Here is a 21328-nt window from a genome sequence, read left to right on the forward strand (position 1 = left end):
CGGGCCCGTACACGCCCCCCGTTGACCACCCTCAAGCCCCCCTCTCGCTCCCCGTCGAACCCCCGCACGCCCCCTCCCCGCACCCGGCGCTCTCGACGTACTGAGAGCCGACCGGTAGCCCGATCGAACGATTCACGCCGCACGGAGATGACCGGCAGATGACCGGCAGATGACCTGCACAGAAGGGGAATGCCGAGGTCAGCGCGGTTGATCTGGTCACCGGCGACTCTGCCGGCCCTCCGCCCGCACACGAGAATGGCGGGTAAAGCGGTGGAGTCGAGGGGGGTCTGCGGGTAGTCTGCTGGCGATGCCAAGTCCGGGAGAAGCCATGACGACCGCAGTGCGTGCCCCCGCACACTTACCCGTGCCCCGCCGCCCGGGAGCCCCACGCCCGGGAGTGGCCGTCGCGCGCCGCCCACGCGCTCCCGGCGCGGGCCCCGCGGGCCGGATAGCCGGGCCCCGTACCGCGTCCGCCGGCCGCACCTCCCACGCGTGCGGCCGGCGTGCCCGGACCGTGCACCGCCCCGTGCGGCCGGGCCCCGCGCGGCTCGCCGAGGTCACGCCTCCCCCGGGGCGCCGGCGGCCGCCGAGGCGTGTTGTTCCGCGTGGCACCGTGCATCCGCCGCCGTCCGCGTGACGCACCGGCACGCCCCGGCGTGCGCGCGTGCCCGCGCCGGACGCGGGGAGAATCCACACACATCCAGAGCCCGTCGTCACGCACGCGGCAGGCGGCCCACGGGCTGCGCCGTGCCGTCACGACACCGAGGGGGGACCCCGACATGCCGTCCTTCGAGGAGACCGCCATCACACCGGAAACGCGAGTCAGCGAGCTCGCCCGACAGGCCCATGCCCTCGCCGTGCGCATGTCCGTCGCGGACACCGCCCGCTTCCTGAAGGACAACCTGGGCCAGCAACTCACCGCACGGCTCGCGGGCATCAGCGACGCCAAGCAGGTCGGCAAGTGGGCCACCGGCAAGGCGAGTCCCAGCCAGAACGCCGAGACCAGGCTGCGGGACGCCCTGCAGATCTTCCAGCTCATCCAGGAGGCGGAGAGTCTCTACACGGCGCGGGCCTGGCTCATCGGCATGAATCCCCAGCTCGACGACGAGGCGCCGCTCAAGGTGATCGCCGAGGGCCGGGGCCGGGAGGTCATGGTCGCCGCCCGCGCCTATCTCGCCGGGAGCTGACGCCACGCCCGGCCGGCCGGACGGAGCCGCCGGGCCGCCGGCCTGACGGGCCCGCGGCGGCCGTGCCCGGGCCCCCGGCGGGAGGGCCGGAGTGCGGGCCGCACGGGTCCCGGGGGAATCCCGTGGACGGCGGGATGGGGCCACACCACACTGGTGGCTCGTGAGCCGCACATCCCCCGTCGGCGCGTCCGCCGGCACCAGCGAACCGCCACAAGCCCTGTGGAACCGGAACTTCCTGCTCTTCTTCACCGCGCGCGCCGTCGCCAAGCTGGGCGACGCGATGCTGCCCGTCGCGCTCGCCGCCGGACTCCTCGGGCACGGCTACGGCGCCGGCGCCATCGGCTACGCGATGGCCGCCTTCTCCGTCTGCTTCGCGGGCTTCGTGGTCTTCGGCGGGGTGTTCGCCGACCGCCTCGACACCCGGGCCCTGATGGTCGGCTCGGACCTGGTGCGGGTGGGCGCCCAGGGGATGGCCGCGGGCCTCTTCTTCACCGGCCACGTGGTGCTGTGGCAGATCTGCGTCATCGGCGCGGTCAACGGCCTCGCGGCCGGCACCTTCCAGCCGGGCGTGGCCTCCACGGTGCCGCGGATCGCGCGGGACGTGCAGGGCGCCAACGGCGCGATCCGTACGGCCGAGTCGCTCGCCATGCTCGGCGGGCCCGCGGTGGCCGGGATGCTGGTCGCGCTCGCCTCGGCGGGCGGGGTCTTCGCGGCACACGCCGGCACCTACGCGGTCAGCGCCCTCTGCCTGCTGCTGCTCCGGCTCGGCCGCCCCCGCCCCGGGGAGGCCGGGGCCGCCGGACGGGACCGGCCGCGGGCGAGCTACCGCGCCGATCTGGCCGAGGGATGGCGGGAGTTCCGGGCCCGCACCTGGATGTGGGGCGTCATCGTGATCTGGATGGTGCTGATGATCACGGTGTCCGGGCCCCTGGTGCCGCTGACCGCGGGCGAGATCGTTCCCACGCACGGCGCCGGGGTCTTCGGGCTCGTCAACTCGGCGCTGGGGGCCGGCACCACGGTGGGCGGGCTGATCGCCATGCGGGTACGCCCGGCGCGGCTGCTGCGGGCGGGCGCCCTGGCGCTGCTGGGTTTCGGGCTCTATCCGGCAGCGGTCGGCCTGGGGCTGCCGCTGCCGGCGGTCATGGGCTGCACGGCGGTCTCCGGCGCGGCCATCGCCTTCTGGGGCGTGATGTGGGCGACGAGCGTCCAGACCCAGGTGCCCGGCCCCATCCTGAACCGGCTGCACGCCTACGAGGTGGCCGGCTCGCTGGCGATGATGCCGGTCGGGCAGGCACTGGCCGGGCCCGCCGCCGCACTCTTCGGTGCCCGCACGGTGCTGGTCGCCGGCGGGGTGATGGTGCTGGTGGTGTCGGCGGCGCTGCTGTCCGTACGGGCCGTCCGCGAGCTGCCGCGGGCGGACGGCGGCCCCGTCGGCGGGGACACCGCCACCGGCAGCCCCGCACCCGGTGCCCCTGCGGATGCCGGTGCGGCGCCCCCAGGCGCCTACGCCCGGGGACGGAGCGAGGACCGGTCGCGCGTCCTCGGCCGGAAAACCGAGTGAGCCGCGACAGTCCCCAACCGTACGCTCGGTCCTGATGACTGCCACCGCCACCGGTCCCGGCACCGGTCCCGAGCCCGCCCCCGCATCCGGCACCGCCGTCCCGGGCACCACCGCCGCCCCGGGCCGGGCCGTCCCGGAGGCCGGCACCGCGCCACGGCGCTCCGCCGTCCGTTCGCTGCTGCGGCTCTGGCCGTACGTGCGACCGGTGCGGGCACGCTTCCTGACCGCGGCCGGGGTGGCGATCGTCGCCTCCTGCATGGCACTGCTCGTACCGCTGGTGCTGAAGTGGCTGGTGGACGGCCCGGTGGCGGACCGGGACACCCGCGGCGTGTGGCTGGGCGGCGCACTGCTGCTGGCGGTGGGCGTGGTCGAGGCCCTCCTCTTCGGCCTCCGCCGGTGGCTGGTGGCACGGCCGTTGGCGGGCGTGGAGGCGGCCATGCGGGCCGACCTGTACGCCCGGCTGCAGCGGCTCCCGGTCGCCTTCCACGACCGCTGGGCCGCCGGCCAGTTGCTCTCCCGGGCCACCGCCGACCTCCAGCTCCTCCGTCTCTTCCTGGTCTTCCCGCTGACCTTCCTGGTGGTCAACACCACCACCATCCTCGTCGGTTGCGTGATCATGCTGGTACAGGAGTGGACGCTCGGCCTGGTGGTGCTGGCACCGATGATCCCGCTCGCCGTGCTGTGCTCGGTCTTCGAGGCCCGCTACTCGGTGGCGGCACGGCGGGCGCAGGACCAGATCGGGGACCTGACGACGGTGCTGGAGGAGACCGTCCTCGGCGTGCGCGTCGTCAAGGGCTTCGGACGCCACCGCAGCCAGGCCCGCACCTTCCGGGCCCTCTCCGAGAAGCTGCTCGCCACCGAGCTGTACAAGGCGCGGCTGCTGGCGGGCATCTGGGCGCTCATCATGGCGCTCCCGGAGCTGGCCGTCGGTGCCGCGCTGGTGATGGGCACGGTGCAGGTGGCCGACGGGTCGCTGTCGGCGGGCACGCTGGTGGCCTTCCTCTCCACGGCGCTGGCGCTCCGCTGGCCCGTGGAGTCGCTGGGCTTCCTGCTCGCGATGAGCAACGAGGCCGCGACGGCCACCGACCGGTTCTTCGAGGTGATGGACGCGCCGCTGCCGGCGGACACCACCGGCGCGGCGGACCCCGGGGCGCCGGTGGACACCAAGGCCGCCGCGGGACCGCTGGACACCCCGGTCTCCGCCAGTGCGACGGGGGCCGCGGGGCCCGGCGCTGACGGCACCGCGAGCCCGGCAGGGCCGGGGCGTGCCGCAAGCACTCCAAGCCCCACCGCCGCGGCAGGTCCCGCAGGCGCGGCGAGCGCCGACGACTCCGCAGGTACCGCGGACTTCGCAGGTGCCACCGGCTCTGCGGGTTCCGCAGGCCCTGCGAGCGCCGCAGGCGCCGCAACTCCCGCGGGTGCGAGGAGTGCCACCGGTGTGGGGGGTGCCGCGGGTGCCGCAGGGGCCACCGGCACCGCTTCCGCAGCACGCGCGGCGGACGCCGCACGGACGGCCTCCGCTTCCGCGGGGCCCGCGCAGGGCGGGCTGCGCTTCGAGGGCGTCCGGTTCCGGTATGCCGACGCTCCGCCCTCCGCGCCGCCCGCCCTGGACGGCGTCGACCTGCGCGTCCGGCCCGGCGAGACGATGGCCCTGGTGGGGGCGACCGGCAGCGGCAAGACGACCCTGACGGCGCTGGTGCCCCGGCTGCACGAGGTCACCGCCGGCCGCATCACCCTGGACGGCCGGGACATCACCGCGATGCCGCGCGCGGAGCTGCGGTCGCTGGTCGCCGTCGCCTTCGAGGAGCCCACCCTCTTCTCGGCGTCGGTACGGGAGAACGTGCTCATGGGCGCGGAGGGCGCCGGCGAGCGGGAGCTGGCCCGGGCGCTGCGGACCGTTCAGGCCGACGGTTTCGTGGCGGCGCTGCCGCAGGGGGTGGACACCCAGGTGGGCGAGCAGGGCCTGGCGCTCTCCGGCGGCCAGCGGCAACGGCTGGCGCTGGCCCGCGCCGTCGTGGGCGCGCCACGCTTCCTGGTGCTGGACGACCCGCTCTCGGCACTCGACGTGCACACCGAGGCCGCCGTGGAGGCGGCGCTGCGGGAGGTGCTGGAGACCACCACGGCGCTGGTCGTGGCGCACCGCCCGTCCACCGTGCTGCTGGCCGACCGGGTGGCGCTGCTGTCCGGCGGCCGGGTGGCGGCGGTGGGCACCCACCAGGAACTGCTGCACCGCAGCGCGGAGTACGCCTGGCTGATGTCCGGCGAGGAGCGGAAGAGCGCGGCGGAAGGGCCCCCGCAGACGCAGCAGGAGGGCCCGGAGCACGCTGCGCACGGCCACCCGGCCGGCAGGTACGAGGGGAGCAGCCGGTGACGACCACCGTGGACGACCGCAGGACGCCGACCGACGACGAGCCCGGCGACGGCTCCGCCGCCGCCCGCCCGGCACTCCCGGAGGGCGCGGGCGACCCGTTCGACCGGGATGTGCTCCCGGCTCCCCGCGACGCTCCGCGGACGCTGCTGCGTGCCCTGCTGCGCCCGCACCGCGCGCGGGTGGCGCTGGCCGCGCTGCTGCTGCTGGGCCAGCAGGCCGCCGCCCAGGCGGGGCCGCTGCTGGTCGCGTACGCCATCGACCACGCGGTCCCGGCCTACCGCCGGGACGACCTCGGCCCGCTGCTGGCGGTGGCCGCCGGCTTCCTGGTGGCCGCGCTGTCCTCCGGGGTGCTGCAGTTCGGCTTCCTCCGCACGGCCGCCCGGGTCAACCAGCAGGTGCTGCTCGCACTGCGCTCCCGCATCCACCGTCACGCGCAGGCGCTGAGCATCGACTTCCACGACCGCTACACCTCCGGCCGGCTGGTCTCGCGCGCCACCACGGACGTGGAGGCGCTGCGGGAGCTGCTGGACGAGGGGTTGCAGGAGCTGCTCACCGTGGTCGTCTCCGTCGGCTACATCCTGGTGCTGCTGCTCACCCTGGACGTGGGGCTGGGCGGTGCCGCGGTGCTCTCGTTCCTGCCGCTGTGGTTGCTCGTCCGGGTCTTCCAGCGCCGCTCGCGCCGTATCCACCGCACCAAGTCGACGGCGACGGCGCAGGTCATCGTGAAGTTCGCGGAGACCATGAACGGCATCCGGCCGGTGCAGTCCTTCCGCCGGGAGCGGGCGAACGACGCGGTCTTCGGCAGCCTCAACGACCGGCACCGGCAGGCGAACGGGGACGCCATACTGGCGATGGCCCGGTACGTCGTCTCCTCCCGCCTCACCGCCAACGTCGCGCTGGCGGCCCTGGTGCTGTGGGGCGCCTACCGGGTGGCGGCGGGCGGGCTGGAGCTCGGCGTGCTGGCCGCCGCCGCGCTGTACCTGCGCCGGCTGTACGAGCCGATCGACCGCCTGGGCATGTTCCTCAACTCCCTCCAGTCGGCGTCCGCCTCGCTGGAGAAGATCGCCGGGCTGCTCGCCCAGGAGCCCTCGGTGCCGGAGCCCGCGCATCCCCGCCCGCTGCCCCCGCGACGTGGTTCCCTGCCCGGCCGGGAGGTGGTCTTCGCGGGGGTGCGGTTCGCGTACCGGACGGGCGGCGAGGTGCTGCCGCGCTTCGACCTGACGCTGGAGCCGGGGCGTACCACGGCCGTGGTGGGGGCCACCGGCGCGGGCAAGTCGACGCTGGCGAAGCTGCTGGCGCGGTTCTACGACCCCACGGAGGGCCGCGTGCTGCTGGACGGCACCGACCTGCGGGAGCTGGACACCGCCACGCTGCGTCGTGGGGTGGTGATGGTCACCCAGGAGGCGTTCCTCTTCTCCGGCTCGGTCGCCGAGAACATCGCCCTGGGGCGCCCCGACGCCACCAGGGGGGAGATCGAGGAGGCGGCCCGGGCGATCGGGGCGCACGACTTCATCGCGGCCCTCCCGGACGGGTACGACACCGACGTGCGGAAGCGCGGCGGACGGATCTCCGCCGGGCAGCGGCAACTGGTCTCCTTCGCGCGGGCGCTGCTGGCCGACCCGGCGGTGCTGATCCTGGACGAGGCGACGTCCTCGCTGGACGTGCCGGGGGAACGGGCCGTGCAGCGCGCGATGTCCACGGTCCTGGAGGGTCGCACGGCCGTGGTGGTCGCCCACCGGCTGTCCACGGTGGAGATCGCGGACCGGGTGCTGGTGATGGAGGACGGCCGGATCGTGGAGGACGGAGCCCCCGGAGACCTCGCCGCGCGTGGCGGACGCTACGCCGAGCTGCGCCGGGCCTGGCGGGACAGCCTGGTGTGAGCCGCCCCGGCACACTGCCCGGTGTGAGCCGCCCAGGGGTCGACGGCCCGTCATGGGGCCGACCGGAAAGCCGGATACCGGACATGCCGGTTCAGTAAACGGTCAAATTTTGCGGTCAACGCGCGTCACCGGGGGTACGCCCTGATGACATGCACGCGCCACCGTGGCAGTGTGCCTCTCCAGCGAGCCCTCCTCCCGGGGAGCGGCCCGCGCCCTGCCCGCCCCCTGCCCGGAGCCGGTCCGCGGACTCCGGATCCCCACGCAGAAGGAGTCACCGGGTGACACCCCGCAGCGCGCGGCGGCCGTCCGCCCCTGCCGTCCCGGCCACCGCCGGCCTCCGGCCCGCCCGGACATAGCCGTCCCACCACCCCCTCGGCCCCCCACCCCTCTCCGGCCTCTCCGGCCTCTCCGGGTTCTCCCCCACAGTCCCCGGCGAGGACCCACGCTTGTCCCCGACCCCGATATCCGAACGGCGCATCACAGAGAACGGACGAGAACCAGCCAACCTCTTGTCGCGACCCTGACAACCGCCAGGCGCAGTGACACGCTGACCCCGGTCGGTCCGCACTTCCCCCACAGACCCACGCAGAGTGCCGTGTCCCACCGGTCCCCCCCCACGCGCACCACCGCTCCAACTGTTTCTGCCGAACAGGACGGGCGGCGACCCACCGCCGCCCGGGCACCCCACCCGGTCACGCGACCCCGTGACCGCAGCAGAGTAGGAGTCACGTGTGAGAACCACCCCCGACGGACGCGGCCGCAGGCGCGTCAGAACCACCTCGGCCCTGGTCGCCACCGCCGCCATGGTGGCCGTGGGCCTCCAGGCCGGTATCGCCTCCGCCGCCCCCGAGCCGGGCGGCTCCCCGGTCGACCGGGGCGAGCTGCCCGCCAAGGTGACGCCCGCGGAGCGCGCCGCCCTGATCGCCGAGGCCGAGGACCGCGGCCCGGACACCGCGGAGGCCCTGAACCTCCACTCCAAGACGGAACTCCGGGTCAAGGACGTCGTGCAGAACCGCGACGGCTCCACGCACACCCGCTACGAGCGCACCTGGTCCGGGCTCCCCGTGCTCGGCGGCGGGATCATCGTGCACCGGACGCCGGACGGCGCCATCGACGGCGTGGACAAGGCCACCGAGGCCTCCGTCAAGGTCCCCACCACCCAGGCCCCGGCGAGCCAGAAGCCGGCCACGCCCAAGGCCAGGAACAGCAAGGCCCCGCGCAAGGTCATCTGGGCGGCCGAGGGCGAGCCGGTGCTGGCTTGGGAGAAGGTCGTCGGCGGCACCCAGGAGGACGGCACCCCGAGCGAACTGCACGTCATCACCGACGCGAAGACCGGCGAGAAGCTGTACGAGTACCAGGCGGTGCACAACGGCACCGGCAACAGCATGTACAGCGGCCAGGTCCAGATCGGCACCTCCGGCTCCTCCGGCTCGTACCGGATGGACGACACCGCCCGCGGCGGCCACACCACCCGTGACTCCGACAACGGCAACGCGGTCTACACCGACGCCGACGACGTCTGGGGCACCGGCAGCCCGTCCAACGGCCAGACGGCCGCCGTGGACGCGCACTACGGCGCGGCCCTCACCTGGGACTACTACCAGGAGGTGCACGGCCGGGACGGCATCCGCGGCGACGGCGTCGGCGCCTCCAGCCGGGTCCACTACGGCAACGCCTACGTCAACGCCTTCTGGCAGGACTCCTGCTTCTGCATGACCTACGGCGACGGCCGCAACAACCAGCACCCGCTGACCTCGATCGACGTCGCGGCCCACGAGATGACCCACGGTGTCACCTCGCACACCGCCGGCCTCGTCTACAGCGGCGAGTCCGGCGGCCTGAACGAGGCCACCTCCGACATCTTCGCGGCCGCCGTGGAGTTCCACGCGAACAACTCCGAGGACGTCGGCGACTACCTCATCGGCGAGAAGATCGACATCCGCGGCGACGGCACCCCGCTGCGCTACATGGACCGGCCCAGCCGGGACGGCGTCTCGCTGGACTACTGGGAGCCGGGCGCCGGCAACCAGGACGTGCACTACTCCTCCGGCATCGCCAACCACTTCTTCTACCTGCTCTCCGAGGGCAGCGGCCAGAAGGTCGTCAACGGCGTCAGCTACGACAGCCCGACCTACGACGACCAGCCGGTGACCGGCATCGGCATCGGCAAGGCCGAGCAGATCTGGTTCAAGGCGCTCTCCGAGAAGATGCACGCCAACGAGTCCTTCGCGGACGCCCGGGCGGACACCCTGGAGGCGGCCGGTGAGCTCTACGGGCAGGACAGCCCCGAGCAGCTCGCGGTGGCGCACGCCTGGGCCGCCGTCAACGTCGGCGACCGGCCGGGCGACCCGGGCGACCCCGGTGACCCGGGTGACGCGTTCGAGAACGCCGACGACGTGAGCATCCCGGACGCGGGTTCGGCCGTGACCTCCAGCATCACCGTGAGCGGCCTGTCCGGCAACGCGCCGAGCGACCTCAAGGTCGGCGTGGACATCAAGCACAGCTACCGCGGCGACCTGGTCATCGACCTGCTCGCCCCGGACGGCACCGCCTACCGGCTGAAGAACTCCGGCTGGGACTCGGCCGACAACGTCCAGGAGACCTACACCGTGGACGCCTCCTCGGAGTCGGCCAACGGCACCTGGAAGCTGCGGGTCCGGGACGTCTACAGCTACGACACCGGCTACATCGACAGCTGGAAGCTGACGTTCTGACGCTCCGGCGTCCGGACGCGTGAGCGCGGCGCGCCGCCGTGGCGGACACTCTCCGCCACGGCGGCGCGCACCCGTTCCGGGCCCCGCACCGACGGCGACGGCCACCGCGAGTGCGACAGCGCGACGGCAGCGGCCAGGGCCACGACCAGGGGCCAGGGGCGCAGGGGCACAGGGACACGGGGGCGCTGGGGTCAGCGCATCAGCAGCCCGCCGGTCTCCACGGCGGGCAGCACCTCCTCCGGCGGGGCCGCGGTCAGGCCCAGCTCCGCCGGCCCGGAGAGCAGCCGGTGCGCGGGCAGGACGCGCACCGTGTAGCCGAACGGGCCGGTGCGGTCCAGCTCCAGCGGCCCCTCGAAGACCCGCATCCCCTCCGGGTCCGGCCCGCCGGAGAGCTTCAGCGGCACCCGTACGGAGTCGGCACCGGCGATGCCGTCGGCCTCGTCGACCCGGCCCGCCACCGCCTGCACCTCCACGTCCTCCGGGCCGAGGGCGCCGAGGGCCACCCGCACCCGCAGCGTGAGCGCACCGCCCAGCTCCAGCGAGGCGGACCGCGGGCCCTCCTGCTCCACAGGGCCGACCGCGACCCGGGGCCACTCCGCACGGACCCGCGCCTTCCAGGCGGCGAGCTCCTCGGCCCGGCGGCCCGCGGACAGCTCCCGGTGCGCGCGGGCCGCCGGCGCGTACAGCCGCTGGGCGTACTCCCGCACCATCCGGTCCGCCGGGAGCTTTGGGCCGAGCCGGGCCAGGGTCTGCCGCACCATCTCGACCCACCGCTCCGGCAGGCCGTTCCCGTGCGGGCCGCGGTCGTAGAAGCAGGGGGCGACCTGCTCCTCGATCAGTCCGTAGAGGGCGGCGGACTCCAGGTCGTCGCGGCGGTCCTCGTCGTCGGCGGCGTGCCCGTCGGCGCTGGGCACGGCCCAGCCGAAGTCGGGCTCGTACCACTCGTCCCACCAGCCGTCCAGCACCGAGAGGTTCAGACCGCCGTTGAGCGCGGCCTTCATCCCGGAGGTGCCGCAGGCCTCCAGCGGCCGCAGCGGGTTGTTCAGCCAGACGTCGCAGCCGTGGTAGAGCTTCTGCGCCATCGCCATGCCGTAGTCCGGCAGGAAGACCAGGCGCTGCCGCACCCGCGGGTCGTCGGCGAACCGCACCAGCTCCTGGATCAGCCGCTTGCCCCCGTCGTCGGCCGGGTGCGCCTTGCCGGCGACGACGATCTGCACCGGGCGCTCCGGGTGCCGCAGCAGCTCCATCAGCCGGTCCGGGTCGCGCAGCATCAGGGTCAGCCGCTTGTAGGAGGGCACCCGGCGGGCGAAGCCGACGGTGAGCACCTCGGGGTCGAACACCCCGTCGACCCAGTCGAGTTCCGCGCGGGCGGCGCCGCGCTGCCGGCAGGCGACCCACAGCCGCATCCGCACCTCCTGCACGAGCTGCTCGCGCAGGGTGCGGCGCAGGTCCCACAGCTCGGCGTCGCTCAGCCGGTGCGGCTCGCGGGGGATCTCGGGGGCGGTCCAGGTGGGGGCGTGCACGCCGTTGGTGACCGAGGTGATGGGCACCTCGGCGGGGTCGAAGCCGGGCCAGAGCCCGGCGAACATCTCCCGGCTGACCCGGCCGTGCAGGGTGCTGACGCCGTTGGCGCGCTGTGCGAGGCGCAGGCCCATCACCGCCATGTTGAAGAGGTTCGGCTCCCCGCCCGGGTAGGTCTCCATGCCCAGCCGGAGCACCTGCTCGGCGTCCACGCCGCCGAGTTCGCCGTCCTCCCCGAAGTGGCGGGCCACCAGTTCGCGGTCGAAGCGGTCGATGCCGGCCGGCACCGGGGTGTGGGTGGTGAAGACCGTCCCGGCACGTACGGCCTCCAGGGCGGCCTCGAAGGTGCGGCCCCCGGCGACCAGCTCCCGGATGCGCTCCAGGCCGAGGAACCCGGCGTGTCCCTCGTTGGTGTGGAAGACCTCCGGACCGGGGTGTCCGGCGATCCGGCAGAAGGCCCGCACCGCCCGTACGCCGCCGATGCCGAGCAGCATCTCCTGGAGCAGCCGGTGCTCGCTCCCCCCGCCGTACAACCGGTCGGTGACCTCGCGGTCCCCGGCGGTGTTGCCCTCCACGTCGGAGTCGAGGAGCAGCAGCGGCACCCTGCCGACCCGGGCCTGCCAGACGTGCGCGCGCAGGGTGCGGCCGCCGGGCAGGGTCAGGGCGGTCTGCACCGGGGCGCCGTCCGGCTCGCGGAGCAGCTCCAGCGGCATCTCGTGCGGGTCGAGCACCGGGTAGTGCTCCTGCTGCCAGCCGTCCCGGGAGAGGGACTGCCGGAAGTAGCCGTGCCGGTAGAGGAGCCCCACCCCGACCAGCGGCACGCCGAGGTCGCTGGCGGACTTCAGGTGGTCGCCGGCGAGGATGCCGAGACCGCCGGAGTACTGCGGCAGGGCGCTGGTGATGCCGAACTCCGGGGAGAAGTAGGCGACGGCCCGGGGCGGTTCCTCCCCGGACGCCTGGTACCAGCGGGGCTCGTGCAGATAGTCGTGCAGGTCTCCGGCGGCCACGGCGAGCCTGCGCAGGAAGCCGCGGTCGGCGGCGAGCTCCGCCAGCCGTTCCGCGGAGACGGAACCGAGCAGCCGCACCGGGTCGCCGGCGGCGGACTCCCAGCCGTGCGGGTCGACGGAGCGGAAGAGCGCGCGGGTCTCGGCGTGCCAGGACCAGCGCAGGTTCCGTGCCAGTTCGCTCAGCGGACGGAGCGGCTCGGGCAGGACGGGGCGGACGGAGAAGCGACGAATGGCCTTCACAGGGTGAAGGTACCCGTGCCGGGGGCCCGGTCCCGGTGCTGCGCCGCAGCGATTCGCCGGGGTGTCCACCGGTTCGCCCTCCGGTGACCGCCGAGGCACCGGTCGGCGGGGACCGATGTCACCCTTTCAGGTGGTGACCTGCGGGTTGACGGAACGTCACCCGCCGCGGGACCGGGCGGCATGCCGCGGGAGGACGCGGCTACGGAGGCCCGCCGGAGCGCAGAGAGACACCGGGGAGCGCGGCCGGCGCGCCGGGCGGAGGTCCATGGCGGGCCCGGGGGCGCACCGCGGGCAGCGGGGGCATACCCGGCCGGTACCTACCGGTGGCGCACGGTACGCCCGGATTCCCGTTGCTCCATCCGTGGGCGGCATCCCTACCTCCGTGTGGTTCCGCGCCCCCGGTCGGGTGAAGCGGAGGCGAGCGGCCCCGCACACGACCCCCGACGCCCCGGCGCAGCGGTTAGAAAGAGCAGATGCCCGCACGCCGCCAGCAGATCCTCCAGGTGAGCACATGATCGGTCGCATCCCCGTCCTGGACGTCCAGCCGCTCGTCGACTGCGGACGGCGTCCCGTCAAGGCGGTGCCGGGCGAGACGTTCCGCATCTCGGCCACCGTCTTCCGCGAGGGCCACGACGCCGTGGGCGCCAACGTGGTGCTGCGCGACCCCTCGGGCCGCTCCGGCCCGTGGACCCCGATGCGCGAGCTGGCCCCGGGCACGGACCGCTGGGGCGCCGAGGTCACCCCGGACACCGAGGGCCGCTGGACGTACACCGTGGAGGCCTGGGGCGACCCGGTGGGCACCTGGCGGCAGCACGCCCGGGTGAAGATCCCCGCAGGGCTGGACACCGGACTGACCCTGGAGGAGGGCGCGCTGCTGCACGAGCGCGCGGCGGCCGGTGTGCCGAAGAACGAAGGCCGGTCGGTGGTGCTGGCCGCGGCCGACGCGCTGCGGGACGCCTCCCGCTCCGGGGCCGCCCGGCTGGCCGCCGCCCTGGCGCCCGAGGTCACCGAGGTGCTCGACCGGTTCCCGCTCCGCGAACTGGTGTCCTCCTCGCTCTCCTACACCCTCCAGGTGGAACGCCGCCGGGCGCTCTTCGGTTCCTGGTACGAGCTGTTCCCGCGCTCCGAGGGCGCCCTGGTCCGGGAGGGCCTGCCGCCGGTGCCGGGCACCCTGCGGACGGCGGCGGAGCGGCTGCCGGCGCTCGCGGCGATGGGCTTTGACGTGGTCTACCTGCCGCCGGTGCACCCGATCGGCGAGTCCTTCCGCAAGGGCCCGAACAACGCGCTGTCGGCCGGGGCGCACGACGTGGGGTCGCCGTGGGCCATCGGCTCGGGCGCGGGCGGCCACGACGCGGTCCACCCGGACCTGGGCACCCTGGAGGACTTCGCTCACTTCGTGGCGCGGGCGCGGGAGCTGCGGATGGAGGTGGCGCTGGACTTCGCGCTCCAGTGCTCGCCGGACCACCCGTGGGTCAAGCAGCACCCGGAGTGGTTCCGCCGCCGGGCGGACGGCAGCATCGCGTACGCCGAGAACCCGCCGAAGAAGTACCAGGACATCTACCCGGTCGACTTCGACGTCGACTTCCGCGGGATCGTCCGGGAGACGCTGCGGCTGCTGCGCTTCTGGATGGACCGCGGGGTCCGCATCTTCCGGGTCGACAACCCGCACACCAAGCCGGTGGTCTTCTGGGAGAAGGTGCTGGGGGACATCGGCCGCACCGACCCGGACGTGCTCTTCCTCGCCGAGGCCTTCACCCGCCCGGCGATGATGCACACCCTGGCCAAGATCGGCTTCCAGCAGTCGTACACCTACTTCACCTGGCGCACCGGCAAGCAGGAGCTGACGGAGTACCTGCGCGAGCTCTCCGGGGAGGCCGCCGCCTACATGCGGCCGAACTTCTTCGTGAACACCCCGGACATCCTGCACGCCTACCTCCAGGAGGGCGGCCGGCCCGCCTTCGAGGTGCGGGCGGTGCTGGCCGCCACGCTCTCCCCGTCCTGGGGGGTGTACGCGGGATACGAACTGTGCGAGGCCACCCCGGTACGGCCGGGCAGCGAGGAGTACCTGGACTCGGAGAAGTACCAGCTCCGGCCGCGTGACTGGGCCGCTGCCGAGCGCTCCGGCCGCAGCCTGTCCCCGCTGATCACCACGCTCAACCGGCTGCGCCGCCGGCACCCGGCGCTGCAGCAACTGCGCGACCTGCACTTCCACACCACGGACAACGAGCAGGTCCTCGCGTACTCCAAGCGGTGCGCGCGCGGGCACGCCGGTCACCTCGGCGGCCCCGGCGGTACCGGCGACGCCGACGGCGGCACCGACGTCGTGCTGGTCGTGGTGAACCTCGACCCGCACCACACCCACGAGGCGACGGTGTCGTTGGACACGGCGGTGCTCGGTCTCCCGCCCGCGCAGGCGAGCGGGGCCGAGGACTTCCCGGTGCGCGACGAGCTCACCGGCGAGACCTACCACTGGGGCAGGGACAACTACGTGCGTCTGGAGCCGGGCCGGGGCCCGGCTCCCGCGCATGTGCTGACCCTGCGACCGTCCCCGTCGACCGGAGGGTCACCCAACCATGACCGTCAATGAGCCCGTCCCCGACACCTTCGAGGACACCCCCGCCCAGGACCGCGACCCCGAGTGGTTCAAACGCGCGGTCTTCTACGAGGTTCTCGTCCGCTCCTTCCAGGACAGCAACGGCGACGGCATCGGCGACCTGAAAGGTCTCACCTCCCGGCTCGACTATCTCCAGTGGCTCGGAGTCGACTGCCTGTGGCTGCCGCCCTTCTTCTCGTCCCCGCTCCGGGACGGGGGGTACGACGTCGCCGACTACACCGCCGTGCTCCCGGACTTCGGCGACCTGGCCGACTTCGTGGAGTTCGTGGACTCCGCGCACCAGCGGGGCATGCGGGTCATCATCGACATGGTGATGAACCACACCAGCGACCAGCACCCGTGGTTCCAGGAGTCCCGGCGGGACCCGGACGGGCCGTACGGCGACTACTACGTGTGGGCCGACGACGACAGCGGCTACCCGGACGCGCGCATCATCTTCGTGGACACCGAGGCGTCCAACTGGACCTTCGACCCGGTACGCAAGCAGTACTACTGGCACCGCTTCTTCTCCCACCAGCCCGACCTCAACTACGAGAACGCCCGGGTGCAGGAGGAGATGATCTCCGCCCTGCGCTTCTGGCTGGACCTGGGCATCGACGGCTTCCGGCTGGACGCCGTCCCCTACCTCTACGCCGAGGAGGGCACCAACTGCGAGAACCTGCCGCAGTCCCACGCCTTCCTCAAGCGGGTACGCGCCGAGATCGACGCCCACTACCCCGACACGGTCCTGCTGGCCGAGGCCAACCAGTGGCCGGAGGACGTGGTCGACTACTTCGGGGACTACGCAGAGGGCGGCGACGAGTGCCACATGGCCTTCCACTTCCCCGTGATGCCGCGGATCTTCATGGCGGTGCGCCGCGAGTCCCGCTACCCGGTCTCCGAGGTACTGGCCAAGACCCCGGCCATCCCCTCCGGCTGCCAGTGGGGCATCTTCCTGCGGAACCACGACGAGCTGACGCTCGAGATGGTGACCGACGAGGAACGCGACTACATGTACGCCGAGTACGCCAAGGACCCGCGGATGCGCGCCAACATCGGCATCCGCCGGCGGCTCGCCCCGCTGCTGGACAACGACCGCAACCAGATCGAGCTGTTCACCGCACTGCTGCTGTCCCTGCCGGGGTCGCCGATCCTCTACTACGGCGACGAGATCGGCATGGGCGACAACATCTGGCTCGGCGACCGGGACGCGGTGCGCACCCCCATGCAGTGGACGCCCGACCGCAACGCGGGCTTCTCCTCCTGCGATCCCGGACGGCTCTTCCTGCCCGCCATCATGGACCCGGTGCACGGCTACCAGGTCACCAACGTGGAGGCGGCCATGAGCTCGCCCTCCTCGCTGCTGCACTGGACCCGCCGCATGGTCGAGATCCGCAAGCAGAACCCGGCGTTCGGGCTCGGCACCTACACCGAGCTGCCGTCCAGCAACCCGGCGGTCCTCGCCTTCCTCCGGAAGTACACCCAGGAGGGGGAGGACGACCTGGTGATGTGCGTGCACAACTTCTCCCGGTTCCCGCAACCGACCGAGCTCGACCTGCAGGCGTTCCAGAGCCTGGTGCCGGTGGAGCTGATCGGCGAGGTGCGCTTCCCGCCTATCGGCGAGTGGCCGTATCTGCTGACCCTCGCCGGGCACGGCTTCTACTGGTTCCGGCTGCGTGCTCCGCGACCGGACGCCGGGGGCGGCGGCGCGGCACCGGGGACGGCGACCGGCGTCAGCGCGGTGATCGGCGCCGCGGGGGCCGGCGGTCCGGACGGATCGCCCGCGGCCGGACCGGACCCCGCCGAGTCCGCCGCAGCGGCGGTACGGGAGCCCGGACGGGCGTCCGCGCGCCCGTCGTGACATCCCGCTGAAGTGCCGTCAGGATGGGCCCAGGACCGCAGTTTCCGGACATCACCGGTGTTGTCCGGTCGTCCCGGGCCCTTCCCGGCTCCGCACCGGGACGTGGCCCGGTGTCCCCGTGCAGGCGCCTGCCGGGCCGGCGCCTGCCCGCTCCCCCGCTAGCCCGCCCGGCGGATCCTCGCCCGACACGTCCCCCGCCGCCGGACGGCCGATGCCGCAATCCGGGACACTTCTGCGTACCTTTCGTGTGCCCGGGGAAAGGACGCCATGCCGGAAAGATCCTTGCCCCTGACCGCCACGCCTCGGAGCGGCGACCACACCCTGCTCGACTCGCTCGCCCCGCTGCTCTCCGCCTGGCTCCCGGGGCAGCGCTGGTTCGCCGGCCAGGGCGGCTCGGTCGGCCGGCTCACCCTGGTCTCCGCCACCGAGCTGCTGCCGCGCCCCGCGCCCGGCGCCTCCGCTCCCGGGCTGCTGCACCTGCTCGTCCGCACCGGGCAGGCCGACTGCTACCAGCTCCTGCTCGGCGTACGGGAGGTGCTGCCGCCGGAACTGGCCCCGGCCCGCATCGGGCGCCCCGCCGACGGGCCGCTGCGCGGTCTCACCCTCTACGAGGCGCTGCACGACCCGCGGCTCACCGGGGTCCTGCTCGAACGCCTGCGCACCCCCGGCCGCCTGGGGCCGCTGCGCTTCACCCGCGCGCCCGGCGGGGCCGTCCCCTCCGGGCCGACGGGCCGGCTGCTGGACGCCGAGCAGTCGAACTCCTCGGTGGTGTACGGCTCCGTCTGCATCCTCAAGGTCTTCCGGCGGGTCGGCCCGGGCACCAACCCCGACCTGGAACTGCCGCTCGCGCTGGCCCGGGCCGGCTGCGCCCACGTCCCCGCCCCGACCGCCTGGTTCGAGGCGGAGGGACGGCGCCCGGACGGCAGCTCGCTCACCCTGGGCGTGCTCCAGCCCTTCCTCCCCGGCAGCGGCGACGGCTGGCACCTCGCGCTCGGGGCGCTCGCGGAACGCCGGGACTTCTCCGCCGCCGCGCGCGCCCTGGGCCGCACCACCGCCGAGGTGCACGCCGGCCTCGCCTCCGCCCTCCCCACCACGGTGCTCCGGCGCAGCCAGCTCGAACAGCTCTCCCGGGGCATGACCGAACGGCTGCACCAGGCCACCGCGGCGGTGCCGGCGCTCCGCCCGTACCGGACCGGGCTGCGCGACGCCTTCGGTGCCCTGGACGCGCTCGCCCGGGGCGGCGCCGCCCGGCGGGCCCAGCGCATCCACGGCGATCTGCACCTCGGCCAGGCGCTGCACTCCCCCACCGACAACCGCTGGCGCCTGATCGACTTCGAAGGCGAACCGGCCAGCCCGCTGGCCGAGCGGCGCCGGCCGCAGCCGGCCGTCCGGGACGTCGCGGGCATACTGCGCTCCTTCGACTACGCGGCCTGCCAGCGCGGCACCGGCGAACCCTGGGCCGAGGAGTGGGCCGCGGCCAACCGGGCCGCCTACTGCCGGGGCTACGCCGAGGTGGCCGGTGCCGACCCGCGGGAGGACGCCGCGCTGCTGCGCGCCTTCGAGACCGACAAGGCGATCTACGAGGTGCTCTACGAGGCGCGGCACCGTCCCGCCTGGCTGCCCGTCCCGATGTCCGCGATCCGCCGCCTCGCCACGGCGGACGCCCCTCGCTGACCGCGGTGCGTCCCGCCGTCCCCAGCCCCCGTCCCCGCCCGCACCGGCCGCCGGCTGCGGCCGCGCACCGCTCCGCCGCGGAGCGCGGCGGACGCCGTCCCCCTGCCCGCAACCCTCCGTCACCCCGCCCGGGAGGCCACATGACCACTCGCCCCGACACCCCGCCCGGCGGCTCCGCCGCGCTCCGCACCACGGCCACCCCGGCCGGCCCGGCCGCGGCCGACGCCCCGCCCGGCGGCACGGGCACCGACGCCGGGACCGTGCTCCCGCCCGTCGCGGACCCGCCGGCACCGACGACCGGGCCAGGGGCCGGCGCCGCCCCGGCACGGGAGAGCGGGCCGGACAGCGGGCCGTCCGCAGCCCCGCCCGTGCCGGCCGGCCCGGCCGCACCGCTCGACCCGGAGGACCGCCGACGGCTGCTGAACGGCGCCCACCACGACCCGCACGCCCTGCTCGGCGCCCACCCCGGCCAGGACGGCGTCACCGTGCGCGCCCTGCGCCCGTACGCCCGCGCCGTCACTGTGCTCGCCGACGGGCTGCGCGCGGAGCTGCACAGCGAGGGCGACGGGCTCTTCGCCGGGATGCTGCCGTGGCCGCCGGACGGACCGGTACCGGCGTACGAGCTGCTGGTGCGGTACGGCGACCGGCCCGGCGTGGACGCGTTCCGTACGGCCGACCCGTACCGCTTCCTGCCCGCGATCGGGGGCCTCGACCTGCACCTGATCGTCGAGGGCCGGCACGAGGAGCTGTGGCGGGCGCTCGGCGCCCGGCCCCTGACGCACGAGGGCGTGACCGGTACCCGTTTCACCGTGTGGGCGCCGAACGCCCGGGGCGTCCGGCTCGCCGGCGACTTCAACCACTGGGACGGCACCGCGCTGCCCATGCGCTCGCTGGGCGCCAGCGGCATCTGGGAGCTCTTCGTGCCCGGCCTGGGCGACGGCGCGCTCTACAAGTACGAGATCACCGGCCCGGACGGCGGCCGCTCGCTGCGCGCCGACCCGATGGCGCAGCGCTCCGAGTGCCCGCCCGCGACCGCCTCCGTGGTGCACGCGTCCCGGCACCGCTGGCAGGACGACGCCTGGATGGCCGAACGGGCACAGCGCAGCCGGCACGACGCGCCGCTCAGCGTCTACGAGGTCCATCTGCCCTCCTGGCGGCCCGGGCTGACCTACCGGGAGCTCGCCGAGCAGTTGCCGGCCTACGTACGGGACCTGGGCTTCACGCATGTGGAGCTGATGCCGGTGGCCGAGCACCCGTTCGGCGGCTCCTGGGGCTACCAGGTGACCGGCTTCTACGCCCCCACGGCCCGGCTGGGCACCCCCGACGACTTCAAGCACCTCGTCGACGCCCTGCACCGGGCGGGTGTCGGGGTGCTGATGGACTGGGTCCCCGCGCACTTCCCCAAGGACGACTGGGCGCTGGCCCGCTTCGACGGCACCCCGCTGTACGAGCACGGCGACCCGGTCCGCGCGGAACACCCCGACTGGGGGACCCTGGAGTTCGACCACGGCCGGCGCGAGGTGCGGAACTTCCTGGTGGCCAACGCGGTCTACTGGTGCGAGGAGTTCCACATCGACGGCCTCCGGGTGGACGCGGTCGCCTCCATGCTCTACCTCGACTACTCGCGCGAGGACGGGCAGTGGTGCCCGAACGAGCACGGCGGGCGGGAGAACCTCGCCGCCGTCTCCTTCCTTCAGGAGATGAACGCCACGCTCTACCGCCGCTGCCCGGGCATCCTCACCGTCGCCGAGGAGTCCACGGCCTGGAACGGCGTCACCCGCCCCACCCATGTCACCGGCGAGGGCGGCTTCGGCGGGCTGGGCTTCGGCTTCAAGTGGAACATGGGGTGGATGCACGACTCCCTGCAGTACATGACCAAGGAGCCGGTGCACCGCAAGTACCACCACCACGAGATGACGTTCTCCATGGTCTACGCCTACTCGGAGAACTACGTGCTGCCGATCTCGCACGACGAGGTGGTGCACGGCAAGCAGGCGCTGGTCTCCAAGATGCCCGGCGACTGGTGGCAGCGGCGCGCCAACCACCGCGCCTACCTCGGCTTCATGTGGGCGCACCCGGGCAAGAAGCTGCTCTTCATGGGCCAGGAGTTCGCCCAGGGCTCGGAGTGGTCCGAGGAGCACGGCCCCGACTGGTGGCTCCTCGACCCGGCGTACGGCGCGGAGCCGGACCACCGGGGTGTGCGCGACCTGGTGCGGGAGCTGAACCGGGTGTACTCCGGCACGCCGGCGCTCTGGCAGCGGGACACCGACCCGGCGGGCTTCGCCTGGATCGACGCGAACGCCGCCGACGACAACGTCTTCTCCTTCGTCCGCTTCGACGCGGCGGGCGACCCGCTGCTCTGCCTGACCAACTGCTCCCCGGTGGTGCGGCACGCCTACCGGACCGGCGTACCGGACGGCGTCACCGGCTGGCGGGAGGTGCTCAACACCGACGACCCGGCGTACGGCGGCAGTGGGGTCCGGAACGCCGGCGGGACGGCCACCGAGCCGGTGGCGGCCCACGGACGTGCGGGTTCGGTCACGGCGACCCTGCCACCGCTGGCCACGGTGTGGCTCCGCCCGGCGTGACGGACGGCCCCGCGCGACGGGGCCGGCGGGCCCCGCACGACGGGCCGCCGCATGACGGTGGGCCCCGCACGACGGCCGGCCGCTCGGCGACGCGCGCTCGCGACGGGGGCCGCTCGACGGTGCGGCGGGCG

General features: G+C 74.2%; 10 protein-coding genes. 9 read left to right on the forward strand and 1 reads right to left on the reverse strand.

What is annotated here, in order from left to right; all coding sequences use genetic code 11:
• Window positions 1-779 precede the first annotated feature (779 nt).
• The 5 genes from HOY81_RS19320 (at window position 780) to HOY81_RS19340 (ending at window position 9713) form a co-directional block, all read left to right on the forward strand.
• Window positions 780-1187 carry an XRE family transcriptional regulator gene (locus tag HOY81_RS19320; protein ID WP_237321720.1) on the forward strand — a complete coding sequence of 136 codons (408 nt, stop codon included), beginning with the start codon at window positions 780-782 and terminating at the stop codon, window positions 1185-1187.
• Window positions 1188-1347: 160 nt separating this feature from the next.
• Complete coding sequence (locus HOY81_RS19325; RefSeq protein ID WP_237321721.1) at window positions 1348-2748, forward strand: MFS transporter; 1401 nt, start codon at window positions 1348-1350, stop codon at window positions 2746-2748.
• A gap of 34 nt (window positions 2749-2782) precedes the next feature.
• The gene (locus tag HOY81_RS19330) at window positions 2783-5119 is read left to right on the forward strand and encodes an ABC transporter ATP-binding protein (protein ID WP_237321722.1); all 2337 of its coding nucleotides are present in this window, start codon (window positions 2783-2785) and stop codon (window positions 5117-5119) included.
• Complete coding sequence (locus HOY81_RS19335; RefSeq protein ID WP_237321723.1) at window positions 5116-6999, forward strand: ABC transporter ATP-binding protein; 1884 nt, start codon at window positions 5116-5118, stop codon at window positions 6997-6999. Before HOY81_RS19330 ends, HOY81_RS19335 begins: the two co-directional genes overlap by 4 nt.
• Before the next feature lie 803 nt (window positions 7000-7802).
• Window positions 7803-9713, forward strand: a complete 1911-nt coding sequence (locus tag HOY81_RS19340; protein ID WP_237321729.1) for a M4 family metallopeptidase — start codon at window positions 7803-7805, stop codon at window positions 9711-9713.
• Between the two features lie 191 nt (window positions 9714-9904).
• Here HOY81_RS19340 and glgP read toward each other — a convergent pair whose 3' ends face one another.
• Window positions 9905-12481 (reverse strand): alpha-glucan family phosphorylase, encoded by a 2577-nt coding sequence (gene glgP / locus HOY81_RS19345; RefSeq protein WP_237321724.1) that lies wholly within the window; start codon window positions 12479-12481, stop codon window positions 9905-9907.
• A 511-nt stretch (window positions 12482-12992) separates the two neighbouring features.
• Between glgP and HOY81_RS19350 the strand changes: the two genes are divergently transcribed.
• From HOY81_RS19350 to glgB, 4 genes are all read left to right on the forward strand, one after another.
• Complete coding sequence (locus HOY81_RS19350; protein WP_237321725.1) at window positions 12993-15068, forward strand: alpha-1,4-glucan--maltose-1-phosphate maltosyltransferase; 2076 nt, start codon at window positions 12993-12995, stop codon at window positions 15066-15068.
• Complete coding sequence (gene treS / locus HOY81_RS19355; RefSeq protein WP_237321726.1) at window positions 15055-16935, forward strand: maltose alpha-D-glucosyltransferase; 1881 nt, start codon at window positions 15055-15057, stop codon at window positions 16933-16935. The genes HOY81_RS19350 and treS overlap by 14 nt, the downstream gene beginning before the upstream one ends.
• A gap of 267 nt (window positions 16936-17202) precedes the next feature.
• A complete protein-coding gene (locus HOY81_RS19360; protein ID WP_237321727.1) occupies window positions 17203-18609 on the forward strand; it encodes a phosphotransferase in 1407 nt (468 codons plus the stop codon).
• Window positions 18610-18977: 368 nt separating this feature from the next.
• Window positions 18978-21197, forward strand: a complete 2220-nt coding sequence (gene glgB, locus HOY81_RS19365) for a 1,4-alpha-glucan branching enzyme (protein ID WP_237321730.1) — start codon at window positions 18978-18980, stop codon at window positions 21195-21197.
• Window positions 21198-21328: the final 131 nt, after the last annotated feature.

The organism is Streptomyces sp. JJ36, assembly GCF_021696945.1.
Taxonomy (GTDB): domain Bacteria; phylum Actinomycetota; class Actinomycetes; order Streptomycetales; family Streptomycetaceae; genus Streptomyces.